General features: G+C 53.7%; 16 protein-coding genes. 2 read left to right on the forward strand and 14 right to left on the reverse strand.

Translation table 11 applies throughout. The features are described 5' to 3' along the window. The first annotated feature begins 63 nt into the window (after positions 1–63). Entirely contained in the window at positions 64–1,470 is a 1,407-nt protein-coding gene (locus tag BQ5462_RS02940) for a radical SAM/SPASM domain-containing protein (protein ID WP_407923322.1), read from the forward strand. A 37-nt stretch (positions 1,471–1,507) separates the two neighbouring features. Here BQ5462_RS02940 and BQ5462_RS02945 read toward each other — a convergent pair whose 3' ends face one another. Both BQ5462_RS02945 and BQ5462_RS02950 read right to left on the reverse strand, forming a co-directional pair. Then, the gene (locus BQ5462_RS02945) at positions 1,508–2,023 is read right to left on the reverse strand and encodes a folate family ECF transporter S component (RefSeq protein WP_071141945.1); all 516 of its coding nucleotides are present in this window, start codon (positions 2,021–2,023) and stop codon (positions 1,508–1,510) included. A gap of 3 nt (positions 2,024–2,026) precedes the next feature. Continuing rightward, a complete protein-coding gene (locus BQ5462_RS02950) occupies positions 2,027–2,992 on the reverse strand; it encodes an agmatinase (RefSeq protein WP_071141946.1) in 966 nt (321 codons plus the stop codon). Positions 2,993–3,190: 198 nt separating this feature from the next. Between BQ5462_RS02950 and BQ5462_RS02955 the strand changes: the two genes are divergently transcribed. Then, the gene (locus BQ5462_RS02955; RefSeq protein ID WP_071141947.1) at positions 3,191–3,946 is read left to right on the forward strand and encodes an IclR family transcriptional regulator; all 756 of its coding nucleotides are present in this window, start codon (positions 3,191–3,193) and stop codon (positions 3,944–3,946) included. A 66-nt stretch (positions 3,947–4,012) separates the two neighbouring features. Here the strand turns inward: BQ5462_RS02955 and BQ5462_RS02960 are convergent, their stop codons facing one another. From BQ5462_RS02960 to infA, 12 genes are all read right to left on the reverse strand, one after another. Continuing rightward, the gene (locus BQ5462_RS02960; RefSeq protein WP_071141948.1) at positions 4,013–5,083 is read right to left on the reverse strand and encodes an ABC transporter ATP-binding protein; all 1,071 of its coding nucleotides are present in this window, start codon (positions 5,081–5,083) and stop codon (positions 4,013–4,015) included. A gap of 15 nt (positions 5,084–5,098) precedes the next feature. Continuing rightward, positions 5,099–6,784 (reverse strand): ABC transporter permease, encoded by a 1,686-nt coding sequence (locus BQ5462_RS02965; RefSeq protein ID WP_071141949.1) that lies wholly within the window; start codon positions 6,782–6,784, stop codon positions 5,099–5,101. 109 nt (positions 6,785–6,893) lie between these two features. Then, positions 6,894–7,940 carry an ABC transporter substrate-binding protein gene (locus BQ5462_RS02970; protein WP_071141950.1) on the reverse strand — a complete coding sequence of 349 codons (1,047 nt, stop codon included), beginning with the start codon at positions 7,938–7,940 and terminating at the stop codon, positions 6,894–6,896. 103 nt (positions 7,941–8,043) lie between these two features. Then, entirely contained in the window at positions 8,044–8,919 is an 876-nt protein-coding gene (locus BQ5462_RS02975; protein ID WP_071141951.1) for an NAD(P)-dependent oxidoreductase, read from the reverse strand. A gap of 153 nt (positions 8,920–9,072) precedes the next feature. Beyond that, complete coding sequence (locus BQ5462_RS02980; RefSeq protein WP_071141952.1) at positions 9,073–9,825, reverse strand: hypothetical protein; 753 nt, start codon at positions 9,823–9,825, stop codon at positions 9,073–9,075. A 94-nt stretch (positions 9,826–9,919) separates the two neighbouring features. Next, complete coding sequence (rplQ, locus tag BQ5462_RS02985) at positions 9,920–10,258, reverse strand: 50S ribosomal protein L17 (protein WP_071141953.1); 339 nt, start codon at positions 10,256–10,258, stop codon at positions 9,920–9,922. Between the two features lie 14 nt (positions 10,259–10,272). Continuing rightward, positions 10,273–11,244, reverse strand: coding sequence for a DNA-directed RNA polymerase subunit alpha (locus BQ5462_RS02990; protein ID WP_071141954.1), 972 nt, complete (start codon positions 11,242–11,244; stop codon positions 10,273–10,275). Positions 11,245–11,307: 63 nt separating this feature from the next. After that, the gene (gene rpsD, locus BQ5462_RS02995; RefSeq protein WP_071141955.1) at positions 11,308–11,901 is read right to left on the reverse strand and encodes a 30S ribosomal protein S4; all 594 of its coding nucleotides are present in this window, start codon (positions 11,899–11,901) and stop codon (positions 11,308–11,310) included. 18 nt (positions 11,902–11,919) lie between these two features. Then, the gene (rpsK, locus tag BQ5462_RS03000; RefSeq protein WP_071141956.1) at positions 11,920–12,312 is read right to left on the reverse strand and encodes a 30S ribosomal protein S11; all 393 of its coding nucleotides are present in this window, start codon (positions 12,310–12,312) and stop codon (positions 11,920–11,922) included. Between the two features lie 25 nt (positions 12,313–12,337). Then, positions 12,338–12,703 (reverse strand): 30S ribosomal protein S13, encoded by a 366-nt coding sequence (gene rpsM / locus BQ5462_RS03005; protein WP_071141957.1) that lies wholly within the window; start codon positions 12,701–12,703, stop codon positions 12,338–12,340. Between the two features lie 13 nt (positions 12,704–12,716). Next, positions 12,717–12,830 carry a 50S ribosomal protein L36 gene (gene rpmJ, locus BQ5462_RS10895; protein WP_076978284.1) on the reverse strand — a complete coding sequence of 38 codons (114 nt, stop codon included), beginning with the start codon at positions 12,828–12,830 and terminating at the stop codon, positions 12,717–12,719. A gap of 30 nt (positions 12,831–12,860) precedes the next feature. After that, positions 12,861–13,079, reverse strand: coding sequence for a translation initiation factor IF-1 (gene infA / locus BQ5462_RS03010; RefSeq protein WP_009015367.1), 219 nt, complete (start codon positions 13,077–13,079; stop codon positions 12,861–12,863). Positions 13,080–13,084 lie beyond the last annotated feature (5 nt).

A 13,084-nucleotide genomic window follows, 5' to 3' on the forward strand; every position in this document is an offset into this window, starting at 1 on the left:
TTTTAGCCGACTATAATAGGGTATAGAAATTGCTTATGATGATGAAGGAGATGACAGATCATGGTGAACAAGCTGACCCATGATGCAGAGCGCAAGGCAGTCGAAGTGATCGTCGACCACGTTTTATCGGTAAAGGATCCGGAGGATCGGAAAAAATCCCTGCTCCGGCTTTCCTATGTGATGGAAAAATTCTTCGGGAGCTTTTTTGACAAAAGTTCCTTTGAGGGTGCCCGGACGCTGATCCAGCAGGGTGGCAAATGGTGGAACTTCGTAGAGCGGGGCCTGGATACCCTGAACCCCAACATCCTGAAAAAGGGCATCATGAACCTGGGCTTTGAATCCGGATTCTACGGTTTAAAGACCCGGAAGGCCTGCAGGGAAAAATACCACTGCAACATTCCCTGGACCATCCTGTTCGACCCCACCAGTGCCTGCAACATGCACTGCATCGGCTGCTGGGCTGCCGAATATGGTCATACCCTGAACCTTTCTTATGAAACCATGGACAAAATCGTCAAACAAGGCAAGGCGCTGGGCGTCCATACCTTCATGATGACCGGCGGCGAACCTCTGGTCCGCAAGACTGATATCCTGCGCCTGTGCCGAGCGCATCCGGACTGTGAATTCCATACCTTCACCAATGGGACCCTGATCGATGAAGACTTCTGCAACCAGGTCACCGATGTAGGGAACCTAAGCTTCTCTCTGAGCATCGAAGGTTATAAAGCTGTCAACGACAGCCGCCGGGGCGCCGGTGACTTTGACAAGGTCATGCATGCCATGGACCTTCTGAAGAAACACGGTATCTTCTTCGGCACCTCCATCTGCTACACCCGCAAGAATATCTCCACGGTCACCAGCGACGAATTCCTGCAGATGCTGGTGAATCACGGTGTGTGGTACAGCTGGTTCTTCCACTATATGCCGGTGGGCAACGCCGCTTCCCTGGATCTGCTGCCCACGCCGGAGCAGCGGGCCTATATGGTCCATCGGATCCGGGAAATCCGGTCCAGTGACAACCCCATCGCCCTGTTCCCCATTGACTTCCAGAATGATGGCCAGTTCATCGGCGGCTGCATTGCCGGTGGACGGAACTACTGCCACATCAACCCGGCCGGGGACGTGGAACCCTGTGTGTTCATCCACTACTCCAGCGCCAATATCAACAGGGACGACCTGCTCACCTGCCTGCAGCAACCCCTGTTCCGGGAATACGCCAAAGGTCAGCCCTTCAACAGGAACCATCTGCGTCCCTGCCCCATGCTGGAAAATCCGGAGTGCCTGAAAGCCATGGTCCATCGCAGCGGAGCCCATTCCACCGACCTGCAGTCGCCGGAAAGTGTGGACACCCTGTGCGACAGCTGTGAAGCCTATGCCAGGGCCTGGAAGCCCATGGCTGACAAACTGTGGAAGCAGATTGAAGGAAAGCAACACACACAGAAAGAAAAACTTCCGCTAGGCGCTGATTAAAAAATCGGGTATCGCACCCAGATGCGATACCCGATTTTTATGCTCTTTTCTCCAGATGCTTCTGCAGTACCGGCAGGACCAGGCCCAGCAGCAGAACCTTGATCACAATCCCGGTGGCGCACTGAAACAGCCGCAGAGCCACCAGATCTTTCCAGGACACCTGGAACAGCACCGTCAGCCAGAAGGTGTTCAGCAGCAGGCTGATGCCCAGCTGGACGATCAGTACCGCCAGCAGGATCTGCTTCCTGCCCGTGCCCTTCTGGAAAATGACTCCATAAACGGCCCCATCCAGAAACGCCGACAGGGTGAACCCGGGAAAGTAGGCCCCCACCGGAAACAGCAGGGCTCCGATCAGGTCCCCCAGCGCTCCGGTAAGGCCACCGGCCAAAGGGCCGCCCCAGCAGGCGGCTGCCACCACCGGCAGGAAACTGAATCCGATTTTCAGGTTCCAGGTATGCAGGGACAGGAACCGGGCCAAGATCACCTCCATGGCCACACAGAAACCGATCATGGTGATCCATTGCCCGGGCCTCCTTCTGTTCGCCCCCGTCATGGGTCAGGCCTTCGGTTCTTTGGCTTTGGTGGCAAACCCCAGCATGTCGGAAATCAGCCGGGCTGCCAGGTACCCGGTGGTCCCGCCTACATCATCAAAAGGAGGAGCCACTTCCGTCAACACCATCCCCACCAGTTCTGTATGGCGTGCGATGGCCTCCAGCATGTCCACTGCATCGTCATAGTTGAATCCCCCGAACATGGGAGAGCCGGTGGCCGGTGCATAGACTGCATCCATGGCGTCGATGTCGAAGCACAGCACCACTTTCTCTGCCGGCCTGAATTCCTCCAGGATGGTGTCGATGCCTTTTCTCCGCACATCCCGTACCGAATAGATCCCGTCCCCGTGTTCCCGGGCTTCCGCAAAATCTTCCGGACCGCTGCTGCCGATCCCCCGGATGCCCAGGTGCAGGATCCGGCCCACGTAAGGCAGTCCGGCCGCATTCCGCATAGGAGAACCATTGAAGTATTTCTGTCCGTCCAGGGGCTTGGTCCAGTCCAGATGGGCATCGATGTGGATGATATCAAAATTTCCCACGCCTTCCATCCCCTGGAGCATAGGAAAATCAACGCCGCAGTCGCCGCCCAGGACCACCGGCATTACCTTCTGGGACTGGATGATTTTCACGGCTTCCCGCAGATTGGCCATGGTACCCAGCAGATCTCCGGGGATGTAGTCCACGTCCCCACAGTCAACCACTTTCCACTTGTCCGTATCCATATAGAATTCTTTCCGTTCGGAATCGTAGGTGCCACCCTTCTTGTAGCTGAACCGGGTGGACCCCAGCCGGATGCCCCGGGGCCCCAGGCGGCAACCCGTCCGGCCCTGGATGGCCAGGTCAAAGGGAGCCCCGATGACCGCGATATCCCCATCGAGGTGATAGATATCCGTTGCCAGTTCACTCTTGGCAAAGGTGGCAATGCCCGTAGGGGCCATATTCAACGGTTTTTGCAGACTGAAGTTATCCATAAGTTTCTCTCCTTCTCACTTGAAACTGTATTTTCCATGTATGGCCCCATTATAGGAACCCCCCCAGGAGAAGTCAACGAAATTGGACACCATTTTGCAATTCGTACACTATAATGAAACAAACTTCCTTGACGTTGGCATATCCCTTTCTTATAATGAGAGCGAAAAACGTGTTTTCCCTGAGAAAGGAGTCCCATCATGGCTGAAACCACCCCCCTGGTCCATTCCGTCCTGCACGCCACCCGGATCCTGGAACTGTATGCCTCCCAGCGCAAGGAATCCCTGAGCCTGACCGAAATCAGCCGGGCCCTGGACCTGCACAAGACCACCGTCTACCGTCTGCTGCGAACTCTGCAGTATGCGGGCTGGATCCGCCAGTCCCCCCAGACCGGTCGCTATTGCCTGGGCACCGGCATTTTGCTGGTAGCTTCCGCCGTTTCCGTCCACAACACCTCCCGGGATCTCCTTTCCGAAGAGATGCACCGGCTGGCCGAGAAGTTCAACGAAACCGTGGTCCTGTCCGTACTCCTGGGTCATACAGGAATCTGTGTGGATATGGCCAAAAGCCGCCATCGGCTTGGTATCGCCGGTGAACGGGGCTACATCGTACCCCTGCAGATGGGAGCCTCCGGCAAAGCCCTCCTGGCTGCCCAGCCGGAAGCACTGCGCAATGCCCTCGTGGAAGAACTGTACCCGGAGGACCGGACGAAACAGCGGCTGCTGAAGAATCAGCTGCTGCAGATCCTGCGGGACGGATATTGCATCTCCGAAGGCGAAGTGGATCAGGGCGTCGCCGCTGTTGCCATGCCTCTGCATATGAAGGAAAAAATCTTTATTCTCAGCATTTCCGGCCCCATCGAGCGGCTGCAGAAGATCGGTTATCCCACGCTCCAGCAGGGCCTGGCCGAAACTGTACAACGGCTGGAGCAGAAAAGCAGGATGGTGGAAGTATAAATGGAGACCCGCTGGCGCCGAAAAAAAGGAACTGTGGATATTTTTTCACAGCTCCTTCTTTTTTGATTACGTAATGATATAGTTGCTTTTCTCATTGCCCAGAGGGATCACCGCGTCCAGATCCAAATACAGGGTTTCTCCGTCAGCCCATTGATGATACGAACTGCCATGGGTGATCACCCGCAGTACCTGCGCTCCCACCTGGATCCGGTAATCCACGGCATCCCCCATGTAGAACCGGTGTTTCACCTGGCCCTGGAGCATGCCTCCCGTCCTGGAAAGGGTGATGTTTTCCGGCCGCACGCCCAGTACAGCCTCGCCCTGGGGCAGCCCTGCCGTATTGGGGAAGGAAACCTGGGTCCCTTTTACGAAGATCCGGTCTCCTTTCACTTCTGCCGGCAGGAAGTTCACCAGTCCGATGAAATCGGCTACCATCTTGTTGGCCGGATGGGTGTATACATCATACGGTTTGCCCACCTGCTGGATCACTCCGGCGTTCATCACCACGATCCGGTCGCTCATGGTCATGGCTTCCGACTGATCGTGGGTCACATAGATCACCGTAATGCCCAGCCGTTTCTGCAGGGAAGAAATCTCGAACCGCATGCTTTCCCGCAGTTTTGCATCCAGGTTGGAGAGAGGTTCATCCAAAAGCAGCAGTCCCGGCTGGGCGATCAGGGCCCGGGCCAGAGCCACCCGCTGCTGCTGACCACCGGAAAGCTGGCTGGGGTACCGCTCGCCATACCGGTCCAGGTGGACCATTTCCAGGGCTTCCTTCACTCGTCTGTCCCGTTCTTCCCGGGGCACTTTCTGGATCTTCAGGGGATAGGCCACATTTTCTGCTACGGTCATATGCGGCCATACGGCGTAGGACTGGAATACCATCCCAATATTCCGTTTTTCCGGCGGCACGAACACATGGGATTCCGCACTGCTCACCACCTGGTCCCCCAGAAGGATATCCCCTTCCGTAGGCCGCTCGAATCCGGCAATCATGCGCAGGGTGGTTGATTTGCCGCAGCCGGAGGGCCCCAGGAAGGATACGAATTCTCCATCCTGGACTTCCAGGTTGAAATCTCCCACAGCCGTAACATTTCCAAACCGTTTATACAAATGTTCCAATTTGACTTGTGACACGATATTCCCTCCTCATCAGATGGCAATGTTGCCCTTGGACACCTTGTTCAGGATCAGGTTCCCTACCATGACGATCAGCAGGATGATCACGGACAGGACTGAGGCATTCTGGGTATCCGCATAGGTCTGCAGTTCATACAGCAGCACCCCGATGGTCTGGGTATCACTGCCATAGAGCAGGTTGGACATGGTCAGTTCGTAGAAGCTGGGCATGAAGATCAGGAACCAGCCGGCCACGATGGACGGTGCGATCAGCGGCATGATGATGTCCTTGCAGATCCGCAGCCAGTCCGCTCCGGCGTTGAGCCCGGCTTCCTCCAGGCTGCTGGAAATCTGGCTCAGAGAAGCCGCAATGGTCCGCACGCTCATGGTCATATACTTCACCAGGTAGCTGACGATCAGGATCCACATGGTGGAATACAGGTTCAGCCCGAAATTGCCGGAGAAGAAGATGATCAGGGCCAGGGCAATGACCACGCTGGGGGTACTGCCTCCCACCATGACCAGGATATCCGGCAGAGACCGTCCCGGCACCTTCGTCTTCACGGACAGGTACGCCACGAACAGTGCCAGTAATGTACCGATGCAGGCCGAGATAAAGGCATAACCCAGAGACCGCCAGATGCAGTCCAGGTACTGGCTGTTCTCCAGCACCGGAATCCAGGCGTCGATGCCGAAGTTATCCAGCCGGATTCCTTTGGACATGCTGACCATGAACGAGGTCATGATGATGGACCCCAGAGGCAGGATCACGGATAGGAAGGCATAAGCACCCACAAAGAACGTAGCCAGCCCCTTCCATTTGCCCAGTTCCACCAGTACCGGCCGGGTGCTCTTGCCGCTGATGGTGGTATAGTCCTTCCGGCCCAGCATCCAGCTCATGAAGAACAGCAGCCCGTTGGCCAGGAACATCAGGGAAACGGCCAGGGTGGTGGCATCCCGGATGCCCTTGTCATCTCCCATGTACACGAAGGAAACGATCCGGGTGGTCAGCACTTCGATATTCCCCGGCATCCCCACGATGGCCGGAATACCGAAACAGGAGCCGGCACCGATGAACACCAGGAGGCCACCGGCCAGAATGCTGGGCGCCATCAGAGGCAGCGTCACATCCCACAGGGCCTTCAGAGGGGAAGCCCCGGCAATCCGGGAAGCCTCTTCCAGGGTGGGATCCATCTTTTCCATGGCCCGGGAAATGGTAATGAAGGCAAAGGGAGAATAGAATAAGGTCAGGACCCAGATCATCCCGCCCCGGGTATAGATGTTAAAGGGAGCCTGGGACAGGGAAAACAGGGTCTTGAGCAGCTGATTCAAATATCCCACATCCGGGTTCAGCAGCTGGGTCCAAGCAATGGCCCCCACATAGGGAGGGATCATATAGCTGGCCACCAGCAGGGTCCGGAATCTTTTCCGTCCCGGCAGGTCCGTACGGCCGATGAGCCAGGCCAGAGGAAAAGTGATCAGCACACTGAGGACCATGACCAGCAGGGAAATCTCCACCGTATTCCACAGGGCCTTCAGGTTCACTTTCTGACTGTACACCGCCGCATAATTGCTCAGGTCAAACGTCCCATTCACCATGACACTGTCATAAATCAGTACCGCCAGAGGCAGCACGATGAAATAGACCAGCGTCACCACGGATAGGGCTATGACCGCGAATTTACTGTCGATTCGAGGCAAGTTCCATTTTTTCACCATAAACTCCTTTATGCCGGTCTGGCAGAAAAGGAGCCAGGGCTGGAATTCCAGTCCCTGACTCCCTTCTCCTGCCAGGCAAAATGGGCATCACATGTCGGTCAAACGCAGGTTATTGATCCATGACTCTGGACCGGAATTCTTCTTTGATCTGGGATTCATTTTTCGTCAGTTTCTCCCAATCCACTTTCAGAGCCTTTTTCAGCAGATCTTTCAGGCTGTATTTAGCTCCCTTGGGTTTCTCTACGTCATCCCGCACCGAATACATCCAGCCGGCCGTCACAGCCGCCTGGCCTTCCTTGCTCAGCCACCAGTCGGTAAGAGCTTTGGCCCCTTCCGGATTCTTGGTGGACTTGAAGATACCGATCGGCGAAGAAATCAGGATGCAGCCCTCTTCCGGATAAACCACTTCCAGCGGTTCCTTCTTGGTCTGCTGCAGTTTCAGAATATTTTCTTCCAGGATGATGGCAGCCATGTATTCACCCGTGAGCAGTTTGTTCTGGATGGCGCTGTTACCTTCTTCCACCCGCAGGCCATTGGCTTTCAGGGCATCGAAGTAATCCCAGCCAAATTTATCTGCCAGAGCCCCGACAGCTACATAGGCCGTCCCGGAAAGCAGCGGGTTGGGCATGGCGATCCGGCCCTTGTATTTGGGATTGGTCAGGTCTTTCCAGCTCTTGGGTACGTCTTCCGGTTTCAGCTTATCCTTGTTGTAGGCAATGATCATATTGCAGACCCGGACAGCGGCCCAGGCCCCGTCCTTATCCACTTCCATGATGTGGTGTTTCGTTTCCGGCGATTTATAGTTCAGCAGCAACCCCTTATCCTTCAGGTAGATATAATACGAAGGATCGGCTACCATCAGCACATCGTCGCTGATCTTGTTGGCTTTGACTTCCCCGGCAATCTTGGTCTTGATTTTTTCGGTCCCGCCCTGGAACCAGCTGACCTTCAAGTCAGGAAATGCCTTTTGGACTTTCGGTTTACACATGGAATTCACGATATCCGGATACATGGAAGTATAGACCATTACATTACCGGATACCCCTTTCTTGCCACCAGCTTCTTTCTTGTCCCCGCTGCCTCCGCAGCCGGCCAGGAGCAGTGAACCGCAGGCCAATAATGCTGCTGCCACTGCCAGCCATTTCTTTCTACCCATACAATCGCGTCCTTTCCTGATGATTTTCTCTGTCTCTCTTTTTTATCGATGCCCTGCCTGCAGGGATGAAACCAATCAGAATGCACAGCTTCCCTTGTGCGGTTTATTTTTTCTGGTAATACGTATACAGCGCCTGGGTACCCAGGTCCCCCTTGCCTTCTTTTTCCAGTTCCCGGTATTCCTTCAGGACCTGCTGCAGTACGGGCAGGTCCAGGCCCTTCTTTTCCGCCTCTTCTTCCGCCAGTCCCATGTCCTTGATGAAGTGCTTCAGGAAGAAGCCCGGAGCAAAATCTCCCTTGATCATCTTGGGCCCGAAGGCGTTCAGCTGGGCACTGCCGGCTGCGCCGGTGGATACAGCTTTTAATAGGGTTTCCAGATCCAGTCCGTTGGCTTTGGCGTAGTTCAGGGCTTCGCAGACCCCCGACATGGCACCGGCGATCATGATCTGGTTGGCCATCTTGGCGTGCTGGCCCATTCCGGCCCCGCCCATATAATTGATGTTGGTGCCCATGCCCCGGAAAACAGGCTGCAGGGCCTCGAAATCGGCTCTGTCACCGCCCACCAGGATGGACAGGGTCCCGTTCTTCGCACCGGTATCTCCGCCGGTCACAGGAGCATCCAGGACGTGGAAGCCCCGTTTCGTCCCTTCTGCATACAGCTTCTGGGCCAGGGTAGGGCTGGTGGTGGTCATATCGATCAGGATGGTCCCGGGGGCCGCACTTTCCAGCAGGGCGCCCGGTGCAAAATAGACCTGCTCCACATCTTTGGGGAAGCCCACAATGGTGATGATGCACTGGCAGGCTTTGGCCAGATCGGCAATGGAAGGATGGATGGCCACTCCTTCTTCCTTCAGATCTTCCACCTTCTGAGGATGACGGGCATAACAATGCATGGTATACCCGGCCTTGCCCAGGTTCCGCAGCATGGATTTTCCCATGATGCCGGTACCGATGAATCCAATATCATGAATCTCCTGCATAGGATCAACTCCTCTAAAAAATAATAAAGTCCGAATAAGTCTGAACTTTGCTAAAATTATTATAATTTATTTCCATAGCCAAAAGCAATGGAAAATCAAAAAAAGACTGCCAAAATCAGCAGTCTTTTTTGTCATGAGAAATGGACCACAACGTTACTTCGCATTGCTGGGTGTGATCTTCAACGTGTTGATGATCTGTGTCAGCCTGTGTTCGTCGGCGCTCCAGTACCTGTCATCCGCCTTATTCCAAACCACCATCAGGGTATGGATCCGATCCCGGTTGAACAGCGTCCATCGTTCTGCATGGAACGTAATCAAATGCTGCCCGTTCTTCAGGACTTCCATATCAAAGGCCGTGTGGAGGTTCTCCACTCCGTTCACAATGGTACTCTTCATAGGCTGCCAGTTGGAAAACTTCAGACTGTACCCCTCCGGCAGCATTTTTCTGTATATCCCTTCCAGGCTCTTTTGGGTAATATTCCCAAAATCCTGGATCTCATTGCCCTTCAATCCCAGGTTCTGTCCGTATTTCGGCAATTTCTCCGGGCTGGCCATGGTCTTGAATTCCACCCATACCAGCTTTTCATCCGTATTCCAGGGAATGGGATCCAGCCTGCCGCTCTGGACGATGACACAACCGGGTTTCTGCACAGTTTCCTGATCTGCCTTCAGCCATACCTTCAGCAGCGGATCCAGATCCGGTGCCTTCAGCAGTTCATCACGGGTTTCCTGGCTCTGGAGGACCATTTCCGGAGGTACGGCAAAGCTGGCCTGGTCTCCTGCCTTGATTTCCACCCAGCCCGGATAGGATGCCACCTGGATATTTTCTGCTTTATTGGACTCCCTGCCGCAGCCAGCCATCAAAAAAGCCAGCAGACAGCAACACAGTACGATCTTCTTGAACATGATTTCCCGCCTTTCTCTCGTACGGGCATAATTATAGCACAAACAAAAAAAGCCCGCACCGCCCTCCAGGCAGTACGGACTTCTTTCACGGAACTCAGATCAGTTCCAGGATCGCCATTTCGGCAGCATCGCCACGGCGGGGAGCCGTTTTGTAAATACGGGTATAACCGCCATTGCGGTCAGCGTATTTCGGAGCGATTACATCGAACAGCTTCTTCGTTGCATCTTCATCCACGAGGAATGCCAGGACCTGACGACGAGCGTTCAGATCGCCCTTCTTTGCCAGGGTGATCATCTTATCAGCCAGACCGCTGATTTCTTTGGCTTTCGTTTCGGTGGTTTCGATTCTCTCGTTTTTGAAGAAGGCGGTCAAGACGCTGCGGAACATAGCTTTCCGGTTGCTGGTGTTCCGGTTAAATTTTCTATAGGACATCTTTCGTCTTCCTCCTATTCTTCGTCAGAATTGCGCAGATGCAATCCCAACTCTTCGATCTTGTTCTTGACTTCTTCCAAGGATTTGCTGCCCAGGTTCCGGACGCAAATCAGCTCGTCTTCCGTCTTGTTGATGATATCTTCTACCGTATTGATGCCGGCCCGTCTCAAGCAGTTGTTGGAACGGACAGTCAGATCCAGATCATCGATGGACATTTGCAGCACGGAAGACTTGTTGCCTTCATCGCTGGTCTTGTTGCCATCTTCATCCCCCTGGATGCGGGGCACGTTCGTGGTCTTGAACAGAGCCAGATACTTGATCAGGATTTCTGCTGCAGAAGTCACAGCTTCATCCGGCCCCAGGCTCCCATCAGTCCATACTTCCAGGGTCAGGCGATCATAGTTGGTCACGTTGCCTACCCGGGTATCGGTTACACCGAATTTCACACGGGTAATGGGGGAGTAGATGGAGTCTACAGGAATGAAGCCGATGGGCTGATCCTTGCTCTTGTTCTTCTCGGCCTGTACGTAGCCACGGCCCACGTCAACGTAGATTTCCATGTTCAGGGTAGCGTTCTTATCCAGGGTTGCAATGTGCAATTCCGGATTCAGGACTTCCGTATCCTGATCGGTAATCACGTCGGCGCCAGTCACTTCGCCTTCGCCGGATTTTTTGATGTAGAACGTCTTGGGCTCAAAGGAGGTCTGGTCATCCAGGCCTACTTTGAAGCACAGGGCTTTAATGTTTAATACGATATCCGCAACGTCTTCTCTGACTCCCTCAATGGTAGAGAACTCATGGAGAACACCATCGATTTTAATGCCCGTCACAGCCATGCCGGACAAGGAAGAAAGCAGTACACGACGCAGACTATTACCTAAAGTAATACCGTATCCACGTTCCAAAGGTTCCCAGACAAACTTGCCATAACGTCCATCAGGGGAAATTTCGTCGATAACCAGGCTAGGTTTTTCGATTTCCTTCATGCGGAAGCCTCCTTTCGCGCATTACCACAATACGCGGTATAAAAACTGGAGAACAGTATCAAATTACTTGGAGTACAATTCGACGATAGCCTGTTCTTCGATAGGAACGTCGATGTCTTCCCGAACCGGCAGACGATCAACCTTTCCGCTGAGGTTTTGAGCGTCTACAGAGATCCAGGCAGGAACGGAAGTCTTGCCCAGGACTTCAGCCATGCCCTTGAAGTAGGCAGAGCTGCGGCTGCTTTCCATAACGGATACTACATCCCCGGCTTTTACCAGAGCAGAAGGAATATCCAGACGTTTGCCGTTCACGGCAATATGCCCATGGGTCACCAGCTGACGAGCCTGACGACGGGTATGGGCCAGGCCCAGGCGATATACCACGTTGTCCAGTCTGCGTTCCAGCAGAACCAGCAGGTTGGTACCAACGATACCTTCCATTTTCTTGGCTTTTTCATAGTAACCACGGAATTGTTTTTCCAGAACGCCGTAGATGAACTTGGCTTTTTGTTTTTCAGCCAGCTGCATCCCGTATTCGCTCTTCTTTTTGAACTGCCGTTTCGGCTGACGATGGGATTCTTTCATAACCCCAACGAAGGCCGGAGACATACCCAGGGATCTGCATCTTTTCAGAACAGGAGTCTTATCAATAGCCATCTAGTCTTTCACCTCCAATTATACTCTTCTGCGTTTCGGCGGACGGCAGCCATTGTGAGGAATCGGAGTCACATCTTTGATGGATTCCACTTCCAGGCCTGCAGCCTGCAGAGCACGGATAGCAGCTTCACGGCCAGCACCAGGACCCTTCACGTATACTTCGATGCGTTTCAGGCCATGTTCCATAGCAGCTTTGGCAGCCGTTTCAGCAGCCATCTGTGCGGCAAAAGGAGTGCTTTTCCGGGAACCACGGAAGCCCTGACCGCCGGCAGAGGCCCAGCTCAGGACAGCCCCGTTCAGATCGGAAATCGTCACGATCGTGTTATTAAAGGTGGAGCGGATATGTGCTACACCAGCTTCAATGTTTTTGCTTACTTTCCGTTTGTTACGGACAACTTTTTTACCAGCCACTCGTCTAATCCCTCCTTAGACAAACTTACTTCTTAGCGCCGGCCACTTTTTTCGGGCCTTTACGGGTACGAGCATTGTTTTTGGTGTTCTGACCGCGAACAGGCAGGCCTGCACGATGTCTACGACCACGATAGCAGCCGATTTCCACCAGACGTTTGATGTTCAGGGATTCCTCACGACGGAGGTCACCTTCCACTTTATATTCATGATCCAGGATTTCACGCAGCTTGGCGATTTCAGCTTCCGTCAGATCCTTGACACGAGTATCAGGGTTGATCCCGGTTTTGCTCAGGATTTCCCGGGACAGAGTCAGACCGATACCATAAATGTACGGCAGAGCATATTCGATACGTTTATCTCTAGGCAAATCTACACCGGCGATACGAGCCATTCAAAGCACCTCCTTATCCTTGTCTTTGTTTATGTTTCGGGTTTTCGCAAATGACCATAACACGGCCTTTGCGTTTGATAATCTTGCATTTGTCGCAAATGCGTTTTACAGACGGTCTTACTTTCATGTTGCTTGAACCTCCTCTTGCCAAGTCCTCTTATTTGAACCGATACGTAATCCGGCCCCGGTTCAGGTCATAGGGCGTCAGCTCTACAGTCACCTTATCCCCAGGGAGGATCTTGATAAAGTTCATACGTATTTTCCCGGAAATGTGAGCCAGGATTTCGTGATCGTTTTCCAGTTTCACCCGGAACATAGCGTTGGGTAAAGATTCCAAGACAGTACCTTCTACTTCGATCGCATCTTGTTTGGACACTTGAA

The sequence above is a fragment of the Acidaminococcus timonensis genome (assembly GCF_900106585.1).
Lineage (GTDB): Bacteria > Bacillota > Negativicutes > Acidaminococcales > Acidaminococcaceae > Acidaminococcus > Acidaminococcus timonensis.

What these genes read in the sequence shown, in the direction of transcription:
- BQ5462_RS02945 (WP_071141945.1), bottom strand. Translation starts at nt 2,023, where the DNA reads ATGACGGGGGCGAACAGAAGGAGGCCCGGGCAATGGATCACCATGATC.
- BQ5462_RS02950 (WP_071141946.1), bottom strand. Translation starts at nt 2,992, where the DNA reads ATGGATAACTTCAGTCTGCAAAAACCGTTGAATATGGCCCCTACGGGC.
- BQ5462_RS02955 (WP_071141947.1), top strand. Translation starts at nt 3,191, where the DNA reads ATGGCTGAAACCACCCCCCTGGTCCATTCCGTCCTGCACGCCACCCGG.
- BQ5462_RS02965 (WP_071141949.1), bottom strand. Translation starts at nt 6,784, where the DNA reads ATGGTGAAAAAATGGAACTTGCCTCGAATCGACAGTAAATTCGCGGTC.
- BQ5462_RS02970 (WP_071141950.1), bottom strand. Translation starts at nt 7,940, where the DNA reads ATGGGTAGAAAGAAATGGCTGGCAGTGGCAGCAGCATTATTGGCCTGC.
- BQ5462_RS02975 (WP_071141951.1), bottom strand. Translation starts at nt 8,919, where the DNA reads ATGCAGGAGATTCATGATATTGGATTCATCGGTACCGGCATCATGGGA.
- BQ5462_RS02980 (WP_071141952.1), bottom strand. Translation starts at nt 9,825, where the DNA reads ATGTTCAAGAAGATCGTACTGTGTTGCTGTCTGCTGGCTTTTTTGATG.
- rplQ (WP_071141953.1), bottom strand. Translation starts at nt 10,258, where the DNA reads ATGTCCTATAGAAAATTTAACCGGAACACCAGCAACCGGAAAGCTATG.
- BQ5462_RS02990 (WP_071141954.1), bottom strand. Translation starts at nt 11,244, where the DNA reads ATGAAGGAAATCGAAAAACCTAGCCTGGTTATCGACGAAATTTCCCCT.
- rpsD (WP_071141955.1), bottom strand. Translation starts at nt 11,901, where the DNA reads ATGGCTATTGATAAGACTCCTGTTCTGAAAAGATGCAGATCCCTGGGT.
- rpsM (WP_071141957.1), bottom strand. Translation starts at nt 12,703, where the DNA reads ATGGCTCGTATCGCCGGTGTAGATTTGCCTAGAGATAAACGTATCGAA.
- rpmJ (WP_076978284.1), bottom strand. Translation starts at nt 12,830, where the DNA reads ATGAAAGTAAGACCGTCTGTAAAACGCATTTGCGACAAATGCAAGATT.